Origin of the sequence: Anoxybacillus sp. B2M1, from assembly GCF_001634265.1 — a bacterium.
Lineage (GTDB): Bacteria > Bacillota > Bacilli > Bacillales > Anoxybacillaceae > Anoxybacteroides > Anoxybacteroides rupiense.
The window spans coordinates 547847-568036 of record NZ_CP015435.1 but is presented as its reverse complement, the minus strand read 5'-3'; the positions used below and the strand labels follow the sequence as shown (position 1 = coordinate 568036).

At 44.1% G+C, this 20190-nt stretch carries 24 protein-coding genes and 1 riboswitch; of the genes, 2 read left to right on the top strand and 22 right to left on the bottom strand.

Annotation, left to right across the window (positions count from 1 at the left end; genetic code table 11):
* Positions 1 to 47: 47 nt before the first annotated feature.
* The 3 genes from GFC28_RS02790 to GFC28_RS02780 all read right to left on the bottom strand — a co-directional run bounded on the left by GFC28_RS02790 (position 48) and on the right by GFC28_RS02780 (position 4004).
* Positions 48 to 968, bottom strand: a complete 921-nt coding sequence (locus GFC28_RS02790; RefSeq protein WP_044746018.1) for an NAD(P)/FAD-dependent oxidoreductase — start codon at positions 966 to 968, stop codon at positions 48 to 50.
* 290 nt (positions 969 to 1258) lie between these two features.
* Positions 1259 to 2251 carry a biotin synthase BioB gene (gene bioB, locus GFC28_RS02785; RefSeq protein WP_044746019.1) on the bottom strand — a complete coding sequence of 331 codons (993 nt, stop codon included), beginning with the start codon at positions 2249 to 2251 and terminating at the stop codon, positions 1259 to 1261.
* Positions 2252 to 2564: 313 nt separating this feature from the next.
* Positions 2565 to 4004: an NAD(P)/FAD-dependent oxidoreductase gene (locus tag GFC28_RS02780; protein ID WP_044746020.1), complete on the bottom strand. Its 1440-nt coding sequence runs from the start codon at positions 4002 to 4004 to the stop codon at positions 2565 to 2567.
* Positions 4005 to 4186: 182 nt separating this feature from the next.
* Here GFC28_RS02780 and GFC28_RS02775 point away from each other — a divergent pair, with 182 nt between their 5' ends.
* Complete coding sequence (locus GFC28_RS02775; protein WP_044746021.1) at positions 4187 to 4783, top strand: DUF502 domain-containing protein; 597 nt, start codon at positions 4187 to 4189, stop codon at positions 4781 to 4783.
* 63 nt (positions 4784 to 4846) lie between these two features.
* On the opposite strand, the gene GFC28_RS02770 is transcribed toward GFC28_RS02775, so the two are convergent.
* Positions 4847 to 5785 (bottom strand): magnesium transporter CorA family protein, encoded by a 939-nt coding sequence (locus GFC28_RS02770; RefSeq protein WP_044746022.1) that lies wholly within the window; start codon positions 5783 to 5785, stop codon positions 4847 to 4849.
* A gap of 281 nt (positions 5786 to 6066) precedes the next feature.
* Positions 6067 to 6201 carry a hypothetical protein gene (locus tag GFC28_RS19945; RefSeq protein WP_255363059.1) on the bottom strand — a complete coding sequence of 45 codons (135 nt, stop codon included), beginning with the start codon at positions 6199 to 6201 and terminating at the stop codon, positions 6067 to 6069.
* Positions 6202 to 6336: 135 nt separating this feature from the next.
* Here GFC28_RS19945 and GFC28_RS02765 point away from each other — a divergent pair, with 135 nt between their 5' ends.
* The gene (locus GFC28_RS02765) at positions 6337 to 6624 is read left to right on the top strand and encodes a HesB/YadR/YfhF family protein (RefSeq protein ID WP_044746023.1); all 288 of its coding nucleotides are present in this window, start codon (positions 6337 to 6339) and stop codon (positions 6622 to 6624) included.
* 30 nt (positions 6625 to 6654) lie between these two features.
* On the opposite strand, the gene GFC28_RS02760 is transcribed toward GFC28_RS02765, so the two are convergent.
* From GFC28_RS02760 to GFC28_RS02690, 17 genes are all read right to left on the bottom strand, one after another.
* Complete coding sequence (locus GFC28_RS02760; protein ID WP_044746024.1) at positions 6655 to 7050, bottom strand: hotdog fold thioesterase; 396 nt, start codon at positions 7048 to 7050, stop codon at positions 6655 to 6657.
* A complete protein-coding gene (locus GFC28_RS02755; RefSeq protein WP_044746025.1) occupies positions 7037 to 7366 on the bottom strand; it encodes a hypothetical protein in 330 nt (109 codons plus the stop codon). Before GFC28_RS02755 ends, GFC28_RS02760 begins: the two co-directional genes overlap by 14 nt.
* A gap of 10 nt (positions 7367 to 7376) precedes the next feature.
* Positions 7377 to 7793 (bottom strand): acyl-CoA thioesterase, encoded by a 417-nt coding sequence (locus GFC28_RS02750; RefSeq protein ID WP_044746026.1) that lies wholly within the window; start codon positions 7791 to 7793, stop codon positions 7377 to 7379.
* Positions 7794 to 7903: 110 nt separating this feature from the next.
* Positions 7904 to 8137 carry a small acid-soluble spore protein Tlp gene (gene tlp / locus GFC28_RS02745; protein ID WP_044746027.1) on the bottom strand — a complete coding sequence of 78 codons (234 nt, stop codon included), beginning with the start codon at positions 8135 to 8137 and terminating at the stop codon, positions 7904 to 7906.
* A 60-nt stretch (positions 8138 to 8197) separates the two neighbouring features.
* The gene (locus GFC28_RS02740) at positions 8198 to 8341 is read right to left on the bottom strand and encodes an acid-soluble spore protein N (RefSeq protein WP_044746028.1); all 144 of its coding nucleotides are present in this window, start codon (positions 8339 to 8341) and stop codon (positions 8198 to 8200) included.
* A gap of 56 nt (positions 8342 to 8397) precedes the next feature.
* Complete coding sequence (locus GFC28_RS18665; RefSeq protein ID WP_080861042.1) at positions 8398 to 8529, bottom strand: FbpB family small basic protein; 132 nt, start codon at positions 8527 to 8529, stop codon at positions 8398 to 8400.
* A 115-nt stretch (positions 8530 to 8644) separates the two neighbouring features.
* On the bottom strand, positions 8645 to 9160 hold the full coding sequence (locus GFC28_RS02735) for a TlpA disulfide reductase family protein (RefSeq protein ID WP_044746029.1): 516 nt from the start codon (positions 9158 to 9160) through the stop codon (positions 8645 to 8647).
* Positions 9161 to 9293: 133 nt separating this feature from the next.
* Complete coding sequence (locus tag GFC28_RS19440; RefSeq protein ID WP_172798632.1) at positions 9294 to 9434, bottom strand: hypothetical protein; 141 nt, start codon at positions 9432 to 9434, stop codon at positions 9294 to 9296.
* A gap of 69 nt (positions 9435 to 9503) precedes the next feature.
* Positions 9504 to 10340, bottom strand: coding sequence for a sulfurtransferase (locus GFC28_RS02730; RefSeq protein WP_044746030.1), 837 nt, complete (start codon positions 10338 to 10340; stop codon positions 9504 to 9506).
* Entirely contained in the window at positions 10337 to 10615 is a 279-nt protein-coding gene (locus GFC28_RS02725) for a YpbS family protein (protein WP_044746031.1), read from the bottom strand. Before GFC28_RS02725 ends, GFC28_RS02730 begins: the two co-directional genes overlap by 4 nt.
* Entirely contained in the window at positions 10608 to 10802 is a 195-nt protein-coding gene (locus tag GFC28_RS02720; RefSeq protein WP_044746032.1) for a hypothetical protein, read from the bottom strand. Before GFC28_RS02720 ends, GFC28_RS02725 begins: the two co-directional genes overlap by 8 nt.
* 60 nt (positions 10803 to 10862) lie before the next feature.
* The gene (locus GFC28_RS02715) at positions 10863 to 14549 is read right to left on the bottom strand and encodes a dynamin family protein (protein ID WP_044746033.1); all 3687 of its coding nucleotides are present in this window, start codon (positions 14547 to 14549) and stop codon (positions 10863 to 10865) included.
* Positions 14550 to 14644: 95 nt separating this feature from the next.
* Complete coding sequence (locus GFC28_RS02710) at positions 14645 to 15205, bottom strand: isoprenylcysteine carboxyl methyltransferase family protein (protein WP_044746034.1); 561 nt, start codon at positions 15203 to 15205, stop codon at positions 14645 to 14647.
* Positions 15206 to 15212: 7 nt separating this feature from the next.
* On the bottom strand, positions 15213 to 16286 hold the full coding sequence (locus GFC28_RS02705) for a type III polyketide synthase (protein WP_044746035.1): 1074 nt from the start codon (positions 16284 to 16286) through the stop codon (positions 15213 to 15215).
* 355 nt (positions 16287 to 16641) lie between these two features.
* A complete protein-coding gene (locus GFC28_RS02700) occupies positions 16642 to 17361 on the bottom strand; it encodes a YebC/PmpR family DNA-binding transcriptional regulator (RefSeq protein ID WP_044746036.1) in 720 nt (239 codons plus the stop codon).
* A gap of 222 nt (positions 17362 to 17583) precedes the next feature.
* On the bottom strand, positions 17584 to 18891 hold the full coding sequence (locus GFC28_RS02695; protein WP_044746037.1) for a nucleobase:cation symporter-2 family protein: 1308 nt from the start codon (positions 18889 to 18891) through the stop codon (positions 17584 to 17586).
* A complete protein-coding gene (locus GFC28_RS02690) occupies positions 18888 to 19472 on the bottom strand; it encodes a xanthine phosphoribosyltransferase (protein ID WP_044746038.1) in 585 nt (194 codons plus the stop codon). The genes GFC28_RS02695 and GFC28_RS02690 overlap by 4 nt, the downstream gene beginning before the upstream one ends.
* A 142-nt stretch (positions 19473 to 19614) precedes the next feature.
* Positions 19615 to 19716: riboswitch (purine riboswitch) on the bottom strand.
* Positions 19717 to 20190: the final 474 nt, after the last annotated feature.

Sequence of the window (20190 nt, the reverse complement as noted above, 5' to 3'; positions counted from 1 at the left end):
CATGAAAAGAAATGCTCGGCGCTACATCATGTAAAAACGCGAGCCTTTCACCTAAGGCTCGCGTTTTTTTCTGCCATAATGCTTTTATGAATCCAAATCGCCGCTTGAACCCCCTCCCCCATAGCAATCGCTACTTGCTCCGAATGAACTCCGATATCGCCAGCAGCCCATACATTGGGGACATTTGTCTGTTTCGTTCTCGCGTCTGTCGGAATGTGCCGATTTTCCAACCTTTCTACTCCAAGCTGTTTGGCTAAATTTGTATTCACCTGATTATTTCCAAAAGCAATAAATCCGCGCTCTCCTGCAATCACAGTGCCGTTTTGCAGACGGACACCGCCGAAAAGCGGACCGTCCTTCACCAACACTGCTTCAATCGGTTCGCGTACATAGCGAATATTTTGTTCTTGCAGCTTTCTCTTTAGCTCTGGAGCCACATCCTCACCATCATGATTGATATAAGTGATTTCTCTCGTCCAATAGAGGAGTGTCAACGCCATATTGGCCCCTGCCATTCCGGCACCAAGTACAATCACCCTCTTATCGGTCACCTCATATCCATCACAATCCGGGCACACGTAAACGCTCGTCCCTAAACAAGGAATCAGATTAGGAATCGGAGGAATACGATCCTTTATTCCCGTCGCCAATAAAATCCGTTTTGCTTCGTACCGTCGTCCACTTTTGCCCATAAGCTGAAATTGTTCCTCCTCCTTGGAAGCAGTGACAATTTCGTCGTCTACGAAGTGAACGTTCAGCCGTTCTGCCTGCTGCCTTCCGCTTGATCGCAGCTGTTCACCGCTGACTCCATCCGGCCAGCCAAGCAAGTTGTGATAAGCTCGGCACAGTGTGGAACGGCCATTCTGAGCATCTATAACAAGAACGCGATGATGATAACGGCCTAATTGGATGGCAGCCTGCAGCCCAGCAATTCCTCCGCCAATAATAATGCATTCATAGTCCTTCATCGTTTCACTTCCCTAGGATGTCATTCTTTTTTATTGTCGTTCACTTTTTCCGTTTTGATTCATCAAACGGCAACGAAGGTGATAGACAAAGTCAAAAGGGCCTCTGTCTATAACCTCCATTCATGGTGTTGATTTCCCCTGAGACTGAAGCAAACAAGGAACGCGGCTGAGTGAAGACGACGAATCGAGCAAAAGACGTTCATGAGCGGATAAGCGAGGCCAGTGACGCAGAATGAAAGCGTTCGTTAACAGTCTAAGCTGCCCTCATCATCGAAGTCAGCGGCATCAGGCTAACCAACAAGCTCGGGACTAGTAAAATCAATTTCAAATCCAAGATCTTCTATCATGCGATAGTCCTCCGATTTTTCTTGACCGGCCGTTGTTAAATAATCCCCGACAAAAATGGAGTTGGCGGCATATAACCCGAGCGGCTGGAGTGATCGCAAATTCACCTCTCGTCCGCCGGAGATGCGAATTTCTTTTGATGGATTGATATAGCGGAACAGAGCCAGTACCTTTAGACAGTACCGCGGATCTAACTCATCCGTTCCCGCAAGTGGCGTGCCGTCGATTGCATGCAGAAAATTCACCGGAATGGAGTCAGCATCTAGCACCTTTAAACTTCTGGCCATATCAACGACATCCTGTTTCGTTTCTTTCATGCCAATAATAACGCCAGAGCACGGGGAAATGCCAACTTGCTTGACGATTTGTACCGTCTGTACACGATCATCGTATGTATGTGAGGTTGTAATTTTAGGATGATGCTCTTTCGATGTATTAATATTATGATTATAGCGATCCACTTCTGCTTCTTTAAGGCGGAGGGCTTGTTGAGGTTTTAAAATATCGAGACAGGCGCACACTTTTAAACCAAATCGCTCTTTTATTTCTTTGACAGCAGAAACAACCGTATCTATCTCTTTTTCGCTTGGCCCGCGACCGCTTGCCACGATGCAGTATGTACCTACCTGTAAACGATAAGCTTCCTCCGCTCCGCGAATCAGCGTTTCTTTATCTACCATTTTGTACGGTTGGACACGGGCCGTCGAAATCGAGGATTGCGAGCAATACCCGCAATTTTCTGGACATAATCCAGATTTAGCATTAATAATCATATTTAACTTCACTTTATTTCCAAAATACGCGCAGCGAATATGATAGGCCCCTTGCAATAAAAGAAGAAGCTGTTCATCCGGACAGTCTAACAGCGCCAGCGCCTCTTCATCGTTCAGCTCATATCCAGCCAACACTTGATCGGCTAACTCCAACCAGTTTTTCATATTTTCTCTCCCCTTTCCATACGATTACATTTATCGTAGGGTAGAAGGTTCTTATTGTCAACTTTTTTAATAAATAAGTTGACAATAAGAATACAATCATTCATCGAGAGTATTCTTTCCATTGACGAAAACAAATACCCGTAGTGCTTATCAATATAGCCTGGTACGTCGCCGCGTGAGCACTATAGCTTGACCAAGGTAGGCCACTAGCTTGCTTGCGACTGTGAGTTTTTTGTAGTGGTTCCATTTTCCCAGTTCAATAGAAATACCGTTCAATCACCATAAAAAACAGGATAGGCGTACGCCTATCCTGCTATTTTGCTAGCTTTTGCGCGATATCGCGGGCAATCCAAACACCGCATGCGCCTGCCTGAGCAAGACCGCGGGTAATTCCTGCGCCATCTCCTCCAACATATAGACCCGTAATCTCTGTTTCAAAACGATCGGTTAGTTTCGGACGCGCAGAATAAAATTTCGCTTCTACTCCATAAAACAAAGTATGCTCAGAAGCAAGCCCAGGTGTCACATGATTCAGCGCTTCCGTCATTTCGATTAAGCTTTTCATTGTATTGTAAGGAAGCACGAGACCTAAATCGCCTGGAACCGCTTCTTTTAATGTCGGTTCGATAAATCCTTCTTTGATGCGCTTTTCCGTTGACCGTCTTCCTTTTAGAAGATCTCCGTATTTTTGTACAATGATGCCACCGTTCGATAAAGCATTGGCCAGCCGAGAAATTTTATGAGCGTATTCATTTGGTTGATCAAATGGCTCAGAAAATTTATGTGAGACAAGCAGGGCAAAATTCGTATTATTGCTGCCCAACTTTGGATCTTTATACGCATGCCCGTTCGCCAGCATCGTTCCAGAATGGTTTTCCACGACAACATGACCTGATGGATTGCTGCAAAATGTACGGACTTGTGTACCGACCGATGTGTTGAAAACAAATTTCCCTTCATATAAATGTTCGTTAATTTCCTCCATCACAATGTTGGCTGTTTCCACGCGCACTCCGATATCCACTTGGTTATTCAGCATGCGCAAACGGCGTTTTTTCAATATTTTGGCGAGCCATGCTGAGCCATCACGTCCCGGAGCAATTACAACCTTTTCAGCCATTACGGAAGTTCCGTCCCTTAAAACCACTCCTTTGACCGTATGGCGTTCGCTTTGCTTCTCAGTTAAGATATCCTCTACTTCTATTTGAAAAGCCATGTCAATGCGCTCACGCAAATATTCATAAATGCTTTTTAAAATCTCGAGATTTTGCTCCGTTCCTAAATGCCGAACGTTCGCCCTTAGCAGTTTTAAACCAGCAGCATACGCGCGCCGTTCAATCTCCTTGACCTTTTCTGTCGTCGGGTCAGTAATAGTAGATGTGGCACCATGCTGCAAATTAATTTCATCGACGTAATGAATCAAGTCGAGCACAAGCGAAGCGGGTAAATAGTCCGTCATCCAACCACCAAACTCGCTGGTAATATTGAATTTTCCATCAGAGTACGCCCCTGCACCGCCAAATCCGTTCGTGATCGAACAGGCGGGCACACAGCCAGCATAATCTTTTTTCCCCATCGGCGGCGGACATTTTTCGATCCTTTTTTCCAGAATCGGGCAGCGCCGCTTATAAATATCGTGACCTTTATCAATGAGCAAAATCTTCGCTTCTTTTCGCTTCAACGTCAATTCATAGCAAGTAAAAATACCGGCCGGTCCAGCACCAACGACAATAACGTCATAATGTGACTTCATGATCCTGTCCTCCAACGCATCATTTTTTTCCATTTGTAACTATAGCAAGGATAAGATGAATCGTCAATTATAAATACGAACTTTTTACAAAAAAAATATATAAATGTTCGTATTTATAAATCTTGTCTTTTCTGAGAAAACTTGATAAGGTGATAGAGGATCACATAGAAAGGAGCAAATGCATGAAGACCCTTGCAAAAAATTTTATGAACGGCGTATTGACAGTTGTTCCAATTGTGCTGGCCATCTATGTGTTTATTAAAATATTCACTTTTTTCGATGGACTGCTCGGAAAATATGTCAAGCCGTATCTTCATGAAGCATACATACCCGGCATCGGCATTTTATGCACGATTGCTCTCATTACCGTTTTAGGATGGCTATCGACCCAATATATTAGCGGCCGTCTCATTAAGCTGATCGATCGGCTGCTCGAAAGCATTCCGCTGATGAAAACCGTTTATTCGGTTTTAAAAGATACGATCTCTTCCTTTATTGGTGAAAAACGGTCGTTTTCAAAGGTCGTCCTTATCGATCTGCCGCACACGGAAATAAAATGCATTGGTTTTATTACGTCAGAAGAAGTGGAATCGCTTTTTCATCCTCTTAAAGAGTACGTAGCCGTCTACATTCCGCAGACATTTCAAGTAGCAGGAATCACCGTCCTCGTTCCCAAAACGCAGATTGAGGTGATCAATGTCAAACCGGAAGAAGCAATGAAATTCATCCTTTCTGGCGGGATGACGGCGTCTAAAAACAAGGAAAAGCGTGTAGAATAGCCGTAATGATCGTTTTAATCCCGAACAAAAACCGCCCTTTTATCAAGGGCGGTTTTTGTTTTGCTAAAAATATCGCTTTTTCCAAAAAACAAAGGCGGTAATGCTCGATAGCAAAGCGGCCAGAAGCATTGCCACCATAAACGCATATGGGGAATGCTGATACGGAATTGGGACGTTCATTCCATAGAAGCTGGCAACCATGGTTGGCAGTGAAATCACAATCGTCACAGCTGTTAAAAATTTCATCACAATATTCAAGTTGTTAGAAATGACCGAAGCAAAAGCATCCATCATTCCGCTCAAAATACTGCTGTATACTTCAGCCATCTCAATCGCTTGCTTATTCTCGATGATCACATCCTCCAACAGCTCTTGATCGTCATCATACATTCGCAAGTAATTAAGGCGCATAAGCCGTTCCATGACAATGTTATTCGCTTTTAGCGAGGTCATGAAATACACTAAGCTTTTCTCCATGCTTAACAGCGAGAACAGCTCCTGATTTTTCATCGATTGATGCAGCTCTTTTTCAATTTCGCTTGTGCGGCGGTTGATTTGCTTTAAATACCGCAAATAGTAAGTCGAAATCATATAAAGCATTTGCAAAGCAAAACGCGTTTTCATAAAGGTGTAAAAATTTTTAATTTTGTGGTTCGCAAATTCTTCAAAAATCGGATTTTCTTGAAGGCAAACCGTAATAAAGCATGTATTCGTAATAATCATTCCGATCGGAATCGTTTCATAAATAGGGCCATCCACTTCATCATGAGTAATGATCGGGATATCCACGATAATTAACACATGATTATCTTCCTTTTCGACACGCGAACGTTCTTCATCATCGAGGGCGTCTTTGATCGAATCAATCGGGATGTCCAAATGGTTAGCGATATAGCGAATCTCTTCTTCCGTCGGAGCTACTAGCTTAATCCAGCAACCGTTTTTAAGCTCATGAATTTCTTCAATTTTTCCATTAGCATTTGACAAATACATCTTCATCATATGCACGCTTCCTCCTTTTCCAAGCGAGGAAGGCTTGCTATCTTTTCCTTTCGAATGGAGCCCGTTTTCGGATGGCGAGTAGCTCGTTCATTCGCAAAGGAAAAGGCAATGCTTCCCCGCAGTATTCCGGCTCAGGTTCGTTTGAACTTCGACTACTCATATGCGAAAACGTCACCCCTTCTCCAAAATATGTGTCCTTATTAATAATAGCGTTGAAATAACTATTTGTATAGTAAAAATTTGTTTATTGCAATAAAAAAGTAGCCTGCTGCATGGCTACTTTATTCACTTGCTTGCGTCGTATTGAAAAAATCCTTATTTTCTTTTTTAGGTGTCGAAGGCTTTTGCTGATGCTTTTTCTTCATGATCCCATCTGACTCATAGCTTAACGGAAAATCAGCTTGTTTTTTTGTCAATGAACCTTTCCCCCTTCATGGATGATGTATATTTACTTTATGTAATCATCGCCCTGTTTAGTCAATGATTTCTGCAGCAAATATTCGCCCGTTTTGCCAAAAATGCTTTATAATGGTGAATAAGGAGGGTTTATCATGGAAATTATTATCAAACCAAAAGCGTTAGCATGGTATAAAGAGGAGCTTGATTTACGCGAAGGAGATTCTATTCGCTTTTTTGCACGATATGGTGGATGCAGCACCGTGCAGAAAGGCTTTTCACTCGGCATGGAAAAAAGCGTCCCTTCCGATCCAAAAGCGCAAACGACTATAGATGGTATCACCTTTTTTGTTGAGGACAACGATATATGGTACTTTGACGGGCATGATTTGATTGTTGATTTTAATGAACAAGCAAGTGAACCCGTTTTTTCACTTGAATAAAAAGCGAAAAAGCTAGCTGACTTAAAAAAGCTAGCTTTTTTTTATAATAGCGATGGTACAGCGAGAGACACAAACAAGTCGCTGTTGATCGTCCACGATGCGAATATCCCATACCATCGTTGTTCTGCCGCGGTGAAGGACCGTACCAGTCGCTGTCACTGTTCCGCTTCGGACTGGACGTACGTGATTAGCGTTGATTTCCAGCCCGGCCACACTTTCTGTATCTTGATCCACCAATGCGTAAGCGCCCAGACTGGCAACGGTTTCCGCCAAGGCAACCGACGCTCCGCCATGAAGCAAACCAAACGGCTGATGCGTCCGGTGATCTACCGGCATTGTAGCTACAACACGCCCGTGCCCTATTTCCGTAATTTCGATTCCAAGCACTTCTAATAACGTTCCCTTCCCCATTTCATTTGCATTCATTGCACTTATCCCCTTTTTCTAAATGAAATCGTTCTAAATGATCCATCAATCCTTCCTGCCGCAAAACTTCTTTCTGCTTCTCTCCTAATAAATCAAAATGCGGAAAAGAGTCTCGTTGATGAACCCATTCAGGACGAAGCTGATATTTTTCGCCCCAGGCCAGCAGCTTGTCTAAATCGCCGCACCCCACTTTTGTGACTGTCGTATAATGCGGAAAGCGCTGATCATACCAAAAGTGAGTGAGAAAAGCGATTTCTCCGTTTATCACCTTTTTCTTCCATAATTCCAGCTCATTCCTTCGAATGCCAAATGCCATATGTATCGCCTTACTTTTTGGCACGCTCGTAAGCTTCATGCCAGTCCGGAAAATATTTGCGAATTAAAATCGGTCGAAAGGAATCGCGTCTGACGCACACATGCTGTGTTTTTCCAGTTGCCGCCAGCTCGCCGTCTGATGTAAAGATTTCATAACCATACGTCACACGGATTCCATCATAGGCATCAATCCATGTTCTAACGGTTGCCATATCGCCATAGCGAAGCGGCTTTTTATATGAAATTTGCAAATCGGTTACAGGAGAGAGGATATCTTCCTTTTCCATATCAGCATAATGAAATCCGAGCTGTTTGATAAATTCGGTCCGCCCAATTTCCATCCAAATCAGATAATTGGCGTGATAAACAACTCCCATTTGGTCCGTTTCAGCATAGCGTACTTCGATTTGTTTCTCAGCAATTTTCATGGCATTCCCCCACCTACTTTTTTCTTTATCTTACCATATGAATGACCTTTTGTCCTGTAAATAGCAAAGAAGACGATCCGCAGCATCAGCGGGATCGTCTTCTTTCATTGTTACTGATAACCGTTTTGGCGCGCTGCCGCTTCATCTTTAATTTCAGAACGCAGCGCAGCAATGGCTTCTTCACGCCGTTTATTTTTGGCTTCGATCTGTTTTCGTTCTTCTGATGAAGAAAAAGGGATGGCTTCGTGGGCTTCTTCTATATTTTCAATGGTATTTTGCACCATGTTTTGTAATTTCTCAACATTATCACTGCGATCATCTGGGTTTGGACGTTGATAAGCCATCTTCAGTTCCTCCTTGATATCGATTTAATTTTATAATAATTTTATTATGTTAACAAAAAATTACTCACCCTTTGTTTGGATGACTTGAGCGTGCTGCCCTGATTGATCCTGCATTTTTTTTCCTTTATTTCCGCCCGCAGCACGCGGCTGAGTGCCTAGATGGTTTGGAACGAAATGTTTTCTGCTTCCTTTTGGATTGCTCATGACTCTCGCCTCCTCACCATCTAGTGTGCTCGGTTTAAATCGGCTTATGCATCATTTTACTCTGCCTTTTTCAGCATCCGTTCCTCTAATTTTTTTTCGATTTCCTCCATCGCTTTCTCATCATTTAACAATTGCCGTTTATTTTCCAACACTAATTGTTCAAATGTCAGCTTTCGGTTCTTTCTCATTTGATCCAACCCCTCTCATTTTTATTATAATTTTAATAATTTCCCAAATAAGCAAAATTTATTACAAATTTTCGAAAAAAATAAAAAGAAGCTCCTTCATGTTGAAGGATGCTTCTTACGGAAGACGGCTTATGATATCTTGCATTTGTTTATATGTCATCGGCCCGATTACCTTTTTGCGAATGACGCCTTGACCATCAATAATATAGGTCGTCGGAATGGTTTGAATGTTATACAGCTTTAATACCTCTCCTTTTTCATCCATCACAATCGGAAAGGTTAAGCCATATTTTTTCATAAATGGGCTTAAGTTTTCGCGGCGGTCCTGTGATGTTAAATGAACAGATAAAAGCTCCACATCATCTTTGTACTGCTTGTAAAACTTCTCAATATCCGGCATTTCCTTCTGACAAGGCGGGCACCAAGTTGCCCAGAAATTGATGATCACTGGCTTGCCGCGCAAATCCGATAAACGAATTTGTTGACCCTCTGGGGTCTTTAATGCAAAATCATATGCGATATCACCAACGGCCAGCCCCGCTTTCCGATTTTGCTGTTCGGCTGCCAAAGCCTGCCAAATCCCATATCCAGTCAAACCGAGCAGCAAAACAATAGCAACGATTTTTTTCATGCTTTTCCCTCCTATCACCATTTAAGCATAAAAGAAAAAAAAGAGAAAGGGCTGTATATTTTCCTAGCCCTTTCCATTCACAAACGCTTGATAAAAAATAGCTCCACTTGATCCCGTCTTAGACATACACATGCTAGCGACTGTTTTTATGGTCGTTTTGCATTTTTTTCGCTTCTATTTCAGCATAAGAAGCAAACTCGTTGTTGAATCCGTTTTTTTGCTTGGCGTTATTGTTGCGCTGTGCATTTGCGTTTCCGAGCTTTGTGCGGCCCACTTGCTTCACCTCTTTTGAAAATCAGGAACTGCATATGTAGTTTCCGTCAGCCGCATGGAAAGTATGCTGTTAATTCTCTCCTGTTGCAATCGGATGATCCGGATAAGAAATCCAATCGCTAAAGCTGCCTACATATAGCTGCACGTTCGTATAGCCCGCTTCCGATAGCGCGAGAACATTCGGACAAGCGGTGACACCTGAACCGCAATACACGATAATCTTCTCGTCCTTCGAAATGGAAGCAAAACGCGCGGCTTGCTCATGCGGCTTCTTCCAATATCCTTCGCTTGTTAGTGCATCTTTCCAAAAACAATTTTTTGCTCCAGGAATATGGCCAGCCATTCGATCAATAGGCTCTTCAATGCCCAAATAACGCTTCGGCTCGCGTGAATCCACCAAAATGGCGGAAGCCTGTTCACTTGCGCGTCTTACATCTTCTGTCGTCGCCAAAAGAGATGGCTGATAAGCAGGAATAAAGGTACGCTTCGGAAATACAACCACTTCTTCGGTTATCGGATATCCAGCCTCTTTCCATCTCGTATAGCCGCCATCCAACACATAAACACGTTCATGCCCTAAATAGCGCAGCAGCCACCAAAAACGAGCGGCCATTGCACCATCTTGATCGTCATAAGCAACAACCGTCGTATCACGGTCAATTCCAGCCGCTGATAATTTCTCAATCAATTCATCAAACTCAGGAAGCGGATGCCGTCCCCCGTGTTCATGGACAGGACCGGACAAATCTCTTTCTAAGTCAAAATAAAGCGCGCCTGGAATATGAGATTGTATGTACTCATTTATGCCGCGGGAAGAATCGCCCATGTAAAAGCGGCAGTCAATGACCCGCACATCATCGCGAGAGAGCCTTTCAGACATCCATTGTGGCGAAACGATATATTTCATTTACGTTCCCCTTTCGTTTTTAGACGTTCTACGTATTCCGCGACCATGTCGACAGTCACGTATTTTCGCTGCGGAACCACACCTTGTTTAGCCAGCTCATTGATTTGCTTGGTCGTCTCATTAATCTTTTCAACAGTAAATGGCTGTCCATTTCGGCAATGCTCCACCGCTTCCTCAATATAGCGCTCGCGTTGTGCATCGAGCTGTAAAAACTGCTTGATCAGTCTATGCTGCTTATGAGAATGTGCTGTGATCGCATGATGAACTTCACTCATCTTTTTTCTCCTCTCTTGCTCGTTCTTTTTCCATTAGTGATCGAACGTGCGGCTTTGGCGTCCAGCAGCGAAATTGATAATGCGGCTTCGTTTCATAGCCGAGCCGTTGACAATAGCGGTACATTCCGTTCTCTGTTTTTTTCATCCGATAATGAATGCACGTGGCACAAGCATGAAACCGCGTCATCGTTCGCTTTCTCCCCTATCTTCAATCGCACGTTCAATCACCGCTTCAGTTTTTTTCTAATTACTCATTTTGTGGTAAGAGAGCCGACAGCTGCTCCTCCACTTTACCGAGATGTTCTACATCCACTTGTTCGGTAAGTGCCGTCATGAGGCCTGCAAAATAGTCATCCATTTGTTGCTGCAGCGCATAAAGCAAATGATGGATCCGCTTTTCGTGTTCTTCTTGATAAAATGCAAAGAGGCGCGCTCCATTTTCGGACACATATTCATGAATTGGCTGCTGCAGCTGCTTTTCAATTTCTTCTCTCATGAGCCGCTTTTCATCCCGTTCAAAAAATGCTTTTGCATTTTTATAAAGCGACAGCGCTTTTTTAAAGTGTGATTCATTCAGCTGCTCAAGCCCTTCAGAAAACTCCAGTGTCGCAAATGCAGGAAGCTCGACCTTCGATAGCGTAATTCCCTGATGAATGCGGCCGATCTCATTTGCGAGCAGTTGAAAGCGATCCTGTGCCTTGTTTGTAAGAAAACGTTCAATGCGCAAGCTCGTTGCCCGCATTTCTTGCGCCAAATCAAAACCGACAGATTGAAGCAGCTCGCGCAGGCAGCCAGAAAGCGCCTGACGGATATCCCGGCCATCATCACGCAATGCAGCCGGATTGAACGCTTCTTTAAACCAATCGCCCATGCGGAATGAAATACGCTGCTTGATATAATACGCTAATTCAGCAATTTCTTGTTTTAATGCTTGCCTATCCATAGCAAGATCAGAGGATTGAAGCAGCGCCTGAATCCGAGCCTGTTCGTCGCCCAGCTTTTGCCGCTTCGCTGCCTTTTCTTCATTTCCTTGTTTCGCTTGGACCATATAGTCTTGCAAAGTCGCACGCAGGCGCTTCAGTTCAGCGTACGCCTCCGCTACGGCTACATTTGTTAATTCTCCCATAATGAAGCGAATAAAATCCGCTTCGAAGGCGCGAATCCCAGATTCGCGCAAAATCCCGTAATGGTGCTGCTGTTTTTTTTCTGTTTTCTCCTCAAGAGCCAATCGGCTTGATAAGGCATACAAGCGCGGAAAACGGATGCCGAAATGCTCGAGCTGCTCTTTCACATAGGAAGTGACCGTTTCTAACTCTTCTTGTGAATTCGCCAGATCCGCAGCATTGACGATAAAAAACATTTTATCCATGCTGAATGTGTCTTTGACGCGCCCAAGCTGGATTAAAAACTCGCGGTCTGCTTTCGAGAAGGCATGATTATAGTAAGTGACAAACAAAACAGCATCGGCATTTTTAATGTATTCAAACGCTACTCCTGTATGACGGGCATTAATGGAGTCCGCCCCTGGCGTATCGACCAGCGCAATGCCCTGCCGAGTGAGCGCACAGTCATAATACAGCTCCATCCACTCCACAAAGCAGGCTTTCGTCTCATCAGCTACATATTGCTGGAATTCATCAAGACCGATTTGCAAAGAGGTTCCCAGCACGTCCTTTACGTCTGTGTATCCGCGGACGACCGACTGCAGGAACGTATAATGCGGCTTTTCCTTCGCTTCGACCGTTTCGATCAACAGCGCTTTTTCGCACGCTCCCAGCGCCTCTTCCATCGTTTCTGCCTTCAAATGAAAATAGCGCAACGAGTTTTGCAAATCCTTTAACAGCTGTGAGGCTGTTTTCATCTGAACGACCACTGTGCCATGTGGATAGCTAGAAGTCGGCGGCACAATTTTATTAATGGTTGCCGTCGTTGGATTCGGTGACGATGGCAATAACTGCTCTCCCATTAACGCGTTGGCGAACGATGATTTTCCGGCGCTGAACGCCCCAAACAGCGCCACGGTAAATGTTCGGTTTTCAAGGCGGCTCGCTTTTTCCGTCAATCCATGAATAAAACGTGTCATGCCTGGAATGCCAGACACAAGCTCGGCAGCTTGACGTAAATTGACAATCGCTTTCGCTGTTTTTTCTTTTGTTTTATCACTGCTTAATGACACCGATTCGCTGTGAATCGCCTCACTTTTTTCTGCTTGACGCGCAGCATTCGAATGCTGTTCTTTGCCGACAGAAGGCACAGCCTGCTCAACTTGAATTGGCGTTAATTCGCTGACAAGCTCCTGAACCCGCGCTTCCTGTATATGGCTAGGAGCCTCGGATTCCAATAGCGCTAGCAATTGGGCGTAATGGTCGTCACGCTGCTGCTTTCGTTTCGCTAATTCATCAAGCAGCTGCTGCTTTTCCTTTTCTATTTTTAATTGCTCGGCAAGCTCATTTCGCTCTGCTTGCACCGTATTTTTCCAGAAGGAAAAAACAGGGGCAAAGATGTGCATCGCTTCGCTTCGATACCGCTTTTTCAATTCCGTCGCCACATCATTTGTATAATTTAATACAGATTCTCCTGTAACCCCCGCTCCTTTTTTAACAAGCGACTCTAGCAGCTGCTCACTCCATACAACAGACAACTGCTGACATTGGCTCATTAACTGGACATCGCCAATGTCATGCTCTTTTAAAAACCGAACAAGATGGTCGCGTACATGCCATTCGATTTGTGATGTCGCTTTTTCTTTCACATTTTCGTAAAATGCCGTGAGCCTTGCTTTCCGTTCCTGCTCTGTTTTTGCTTTACTAAACAGGAACCCGATTTTAAAATCCGGCTGAACCGATTGCAAATAAGCTTTCGCCAATTCTCTCGTTTCAAACGGCATGACATACGCATGCTCTAAAATGCTGTCAAGCTCCTGCTGAAACTTCGTCTCCACCTCCGCGCAAAGCGCATCAATCTCATGCAGTCGGCTCTCAAGATCATCGATATCACTTTCTTCCTTGGATTTCGTTACATGCTCCATACGAGCATAAATGGCCTCTTCCTCTTTGGCATCCTGGTTTTCTATAAAAGCAAGGTGATCGCTGACAAGCCGCTTAGCTGCCACCTCGACTCCGGAGAGAAGCCGCGCCTCTTTTTCGGCAAATAGCAGCTGGAAAAAATGGACAAGCTCATTCAATTCATTGAATGGATGTTCTCGTTCTTTCAGAGAGGTAAAAAAGATACGCTCCACCTGAACATTCCATTGGCGAAACGCCTCGCGCACCGATTGCTGAAACTCTGAAAACGAAAGCTCTCCATCACGGTGCTTATCAATCTGATTGACAATTAAATACAATGCCTTTCCGTCACTTGTCAATTCCTTTGTAAATTGAAAATTTAATTCCGATTGAACATGGTTATAATCCATCATATAAAAGACGACATCTGCCAAATGAAGCGCTGATTCAGTAGCAAGCCGATGCGCATCGTCCGTCGAGTCAATGCCTGGAGTATCCAAAATCGCCACACCTTCGGGGATGTGCGTCGTTTTCCGGCTGATCTCGATCGCTTCAATTTCCTCTCCGTTTTTGCAATATGCACGAATTTGTTCATATTCATAGGGAGACGCATATTCGACCGACTGTCCGTTCTTATAAAAAACGCGGGCATATTCCCGTCCAGCCTTCACTTTGACAAGGTTAGCGCTTGTCGGAATCGGACTTGACGGCAGCAGCGGTTCACCGATTAATTCATTGATGATGCTTGATTTTCCAGCAGAAAAATGGCCACAAAAGGCAATGGAAAATTCCTCATCTGCTATTTTTCGCAACAGCTGCTGTGCTTTTTTGGCATTTTCTTGATCTCCCTCGTTCACCCATTCGTCATGAAGATAAGCTAGTTTGGCAAGCCAAGGACGCAATGATGAACGTTGTGTTATCTGAACCATGTATCAAAACCCCTTACGTTTGCAACATATATACCTATTTTACTGTATTTGCGCACATTTCCCAACATAAAAAATTGCAAAAAAATCTCCCGCCGTTATTTGGCAGGGAGAAACGGAAAAAAACGAGAGCGATTTCGAAAACGAGATTCATAATCTGTCATGGCGGCAAGCGCTTTTTCTTCAGTCGAAATTCGGACAAATAAGACGCAAACGTTCAAAAAAGAAAACACAACCGCCGTTATGTACGCTTGAAACAACAAAGGAATAAGCAAAAATTCAAGAACAACAACCAGATAATTGGGGTGGCGCAAAAAGCGATAGGGCCCTTTTACCACGACATGAGCGTTAGGCAAGATCAAAATTTTAGTATTCCAAAACGGGCCTAATGAAACAATGGACCAAATGCGCAACCATTGAACAATAAGAAACACGCCAAAAAAGAATGGCCACCATGGCGAAAGATGCCCTCCTTTGTATAGTGACTCAAACAAAAAAGAAAGTAAAAAAAACGTATGCATAATGACCATCCAACGATAGTGCGCACGGCCAAACTCCTTTGCCCCTATCGCCTTTAATCTCCGCTCATTCCGTTTAGCGATCCATAATTCAAGCACCCGCATGGACACAATAAGACAAAAGAAGGCATAAATGAGCATACGTTATTCACTCCCAGCACATTAAAATGAGCTCCGCGCTAAATCCTGGGCCAAGGGCCATCATTAAACCATAATCACCTTTTGGAATGGGCTGCTGCATAAATTGTTCGAGAACAAAATAGACCGTAGCAGAAGACATATTGCCAAATCGACGCAAAATCTCAAAGGATCCATTTGTTTTTGACTCATCCATCATAAGCGCTTCTTGATAGGCTTCAATGACTTTTTTTCCTCCTGGGTGGGCAATCAAATGGCGCAGGTCCTGCAGCGCCAGGCCGTTTCTTTGCAAAAATGCTTCTACATTCGGCTTCAGCCATGAACGAACGAGTGATGGAATATCTTTGGAAAAGACGACAAACCAACCATCATCCTGAATGTTCCACCCCATTACCTCTTCAGAATGCGGCATAAGCACCGACTGCACATCAACAATATGCGGACGAGGCACGTTATCGACAGCTTCATCCCCTGCCACACAAAGACAGGCAACCCCGTCAGCAAATAACGATGTGCCAATCAAATTGCTTTTTCCGGTATCATGCGGCTGAAAGGTGAGACTGCAAAATTCAGCGGCGACGACCAGCACCTTTGCTTTCGGAAACGCTAAGCAATATTCATAAGCGCGCGCTAGCCCGGCCGCTCCACCCGCGCAGCCTAATCCCCAAATCGGCACACGCTTCGTATGAGGAGAAAACGGCAGTTGGTTCATGATTCTTGCTTCGATACTTGGCGTGGCAAGGCCAGTAGTGGAAATATAAAAAATCGCTTCTACTTCTTCATAGTTGATCGGTTTAGACAAAAAGGTCTCATTGCTTAAGCATTTTTCAATCGCCTCACATCCATAATGGACAGCGCGGTCTATATATAGCTCGTTTTTTTCTGAAAAGCCGTGCCGTTTTTCATACCACTCAAGCGGCTGAACGAACGATCGCGATTGAATGCCGCCGTTCGCAAAGACCGGCAGCAGCCGCTCGATATGTGGAACAGAGGACGCAAAAAGCCGTTTCACATATTGACGTATCTCGTCTTGCGTAACCGTAAATGGCAATGAAGCAAGACCAGCGGAAATAATCGCAGGCATACAACCACCTCTTTTTTCATCAGCTACCTGTACTATTCCCTTTGTGTTAAAAAAAATGCAAATGATTCCATTCTTTCCTTTTCTTCTTCCACCTGGTCAGGAAAACGTGCCGTCCATCGCTGTTGGAACATCATTCATGGAAATCATCGAAAAATCGTATGAAACAGAAAAACGATTCTATATAAAAAAGAGGCTGCTCATAGAAACAGCCTCTTCTGTCTGTCATACAGATCAAATCTATTCAACATGTCTACCGCTCAAAGATAAAATGATTGGCACATCGGCCATCTTTCCCGTTCACAGCACGGATCGTTCATTATTTTTCCTATTTCAACACACTTCGGAGCTTAAGCCATTATTCATCCATATCGACATTATGGTACACGCGCTGAACATCCTCTAAATCTTCCAATGCGTCGATCATTTTTTTAAATTGAGCCAGCGCTTCATCAGAAAGCGTGACATAATTTTGTGGGAGCATGGTCAGTTCAGCCACGGTAAATTCTGTGATTCCTGCGCGCTGAAACACCTCCTGCATCGCATGGAATTGATCGGGTTCGGCGTAAACGATCACCGTTTCATCCTCTTCCAAAATATCGCGCGCATCAATATCTGCTTCCATTAATAGTTCAAGCACTTCATCCACCGTCTTCCCTTCGACACCAATGACAGCCGTGGCATCAAACATATACGATACCGATCCGCTTACTCCCATATTGCCGCCGTTTTTACCGAAGGCTGCGCGCACCTCTGATGCTGTCCGATTCACATTATTCGTAAGCGCATCGACAATGACCATTGATCCATTCGGTCCAAAGCCTTCATAACGCAATTCATCATAGCTTTCATCCGAGCTTCCCTTCGCTTTTTCAATCGCTCGGTCAATAATCGCTTTTGGCACACTATATGTTTTGGCTCGCTCAAGCACCATTTTTAAAGCCCGGTTTGACTCTGGATCTGGTTCTCCCTGCTTAGCAGCCACGTAAATTTGCCGCCCGAATTTGGCATAAATACGGCTTGTATTCGCATCCTTCGACGCTTTCTTTTCTTTGATGTTGTTCCATTTACGTCCCATTCTGCTTCACTCTCTTTCTATATTTTGAATCTGTCAAAGCCATATCTGACGTTTTTGAAACCACATAAGGCATTTTATCTAGTCACAATATTATATTATATATGAAGTTAGCCATTTTTAGCTAGTTTTACTCCCTTCTGTCCAGTGTTTAAAAGCATAGAAAAATACAAAACAGCGCCATCTCGCTTTTGCTAAAGACGAGACGGCGCTGTTTGTTATTCTTTATGATACTTGCTGCTCTTGAAGGGGAGAAGCGGAATGGCTGCGTTTTTTCGCCGGCCAGACATGGAAAATGATATTTAAAACAATGGCTGTCAGGCTGCCAGCGACAATGCCGCTATCAGTTAAAATTCGAATGCTTGACGGCAGCTCCGCAAATAAATTTGGCACCGCTGTGACCCCAAGCCCTACGCCAACTGAACAAGCAATAATAAATAAATTCTCTTGTGAGGCAAACTCCACTTGGCTGAGCATTTTAATGCCATAAGCAATGACCATCCCAAACATCGCCACCATCGCTCCGCCTAACACAGGAGCCGGAATAATCGTGGTCAGCGCGGCGACTTTTGGAATCAATCCGAGCACAACCAGAATCGTTCCCACCACATAAATGACTCGGCGCTTCTTCACTCCAGAAAGCTGGACAAGGCCCACATTTTGCGAGTAAGTGGTGTAAGGAAACGCTTGGAACAATCCGCCCAGCAAAATGGCCAAGCCTTCCGCGCGATAGCCATTTGCTAAGTCTTTGTCCGTCAACGGCTGTTTGCAAATATCGCTCAAAGCAAAGTAGACGCCTGTCGATTCGACCAAACTCACAATTGCGACTAAAATCATTGTTAAGACAGCTGTTAGATTAAAAGTAGGCATCCCAAAATAAAATAAATGAGGGAGATGAAGCCACGAAGCCTCTTGAACAGCGCTCATATCAACCTTCCCCATCCATGCTGCCACAATGGTTCCAGCAATCATGCCGAGCAAAATCGCAATCGAACGAATAAATCCAGTAGAAAACCGATACAACACGATAATCAATAACAGAACACCGAATGAAAGGGCAATATTATCAATATGACCAAAGTCTTTCGCCCCTTGTCCGCCTGCCATGTTGTTCATGGCCGCCGGAATCAGAGTCAAACCGATGACTGTAACAACCGAACCTGTCACAATCGGCGGAAAAAGAACACGCAGTTTACTAAAATACTTGGCAATGAAGATAACAAAAATTCCAGAAGCGATAATAGCGCCGTATACCGCTGACAATCCGTACCGCTGTCCGATCGCAATCATCGGGCCAACGGCCGTAAAGGTACAGCCTAATACAACCGGCAAGCCGATCCCGAAAAACCCCGTACGCCATACTTGCAATAAAGTAGCAATCCCGCACATTAACAAATCAATCGCCACAAGATAGGTCAGCTGCTCTGATGTCAGCTTCAAGGCTCCTCCGACTGTTAAAGGAACAATAATGGCCCCGGCATACATCGCCAAAACATGCTGCAGGCCTAAAGAACCTAATTTGATTGGATTCATTGGCACATCACCTCTTCTGCGAATTGTACGCCTTCCTTTAAAGAGGTAATGCGGGCAAGAGACACCACCCGAAAACCTAAGCGGCGCAACTGCTCTCCGCCATCTTGAAATGCTTTTTCAATCACAATGCCAATTCCTGCTACTTCTGCCTCCGCTTGCTGCACAATTCCTGTTAGTCCTAATGCTGCTTGACCGTTTGCCAAAAAATCATCAATAATCAAAACACGATCGTCTTTCTGAAGAAACGAACGGGATACGGAAATTTCGGTATATTCCTGCTTCGTAAATGAATAGACAGTGGCTGTATACAAATCGTTTTGCAGCGTTAAAGATTTGCGTTTTCTTGCAAATAAAAGCGGCACCTTCAATATATATGCGGTCATTAGAGCGGGACTGATCCCGGATGATTCCAATGTCAGCACTTTAGTGATCCCCTCATTCCGAAACGCGTCCGCAAAATTTTCGCCAATTCGCATCATCAGTTCAGGGTCAACTTGGTGGTTTAAAAAGCGGTCCACCTTCAGCACATGATCGGAAATCGCTTCTCCTTCTTCTCTGATTTTTTCCATTAATTCTCGCATGCTGTTCCTCCTTTGAAAATAAAAAGCTTAAAAAACATCGCCCCCACTCTTTGTATGAGTAAGGCAATGTCTTTTAAGCCAATAGAAAACAAAGGATGGGGTCATGCGGCAAAATGAAGGCCTTCATTTATTCCATCCGTCCGTTTCTGACATTGCCACTCATAGTCGATCAATTTACGGTTGATCGGTAGAAACTAGCAGGCCATATCCCTGCTATTATATGAGTGAGTCAGCGATATCAAGTTATTAGCAGTATAGCATGATTTCCCTTGTTTGAAAAGAGATCGCAAGAGAGAAGCGAACATTTTAACAAAAACAAGATGAATTATTCGGCTAATTCCATTCACTGCCTCGGCCTTTTCTATCATTCATTCCTCTCCTTTTCCTATACAAAAACGCGCCAAAACAAGGGACAGATTCGCCTCCGTTCATTGATTTTCCAGAGATCATTCGTTTTATCTTTTAACTTGACATATGAACAAGAGAAAACCCGGTCCATTTCCCTAAAACAAAGGAAGGCAGTCGAGCTGCTTTACAGGATCTGCAAGCTCCATCGTCGCGACTTTTGCCTCATAGCTGTGTAATGAAAAAGCAAGTCACAAGACTCTTCGGACTGTGCATTTTTTACAAACACTGTTCATCTATGATAGGTCAGCTGGCAAACCTATGTTCACAATATCGTCATATTTCCTATGAACGATTTTGCTTAAAAAGGTGG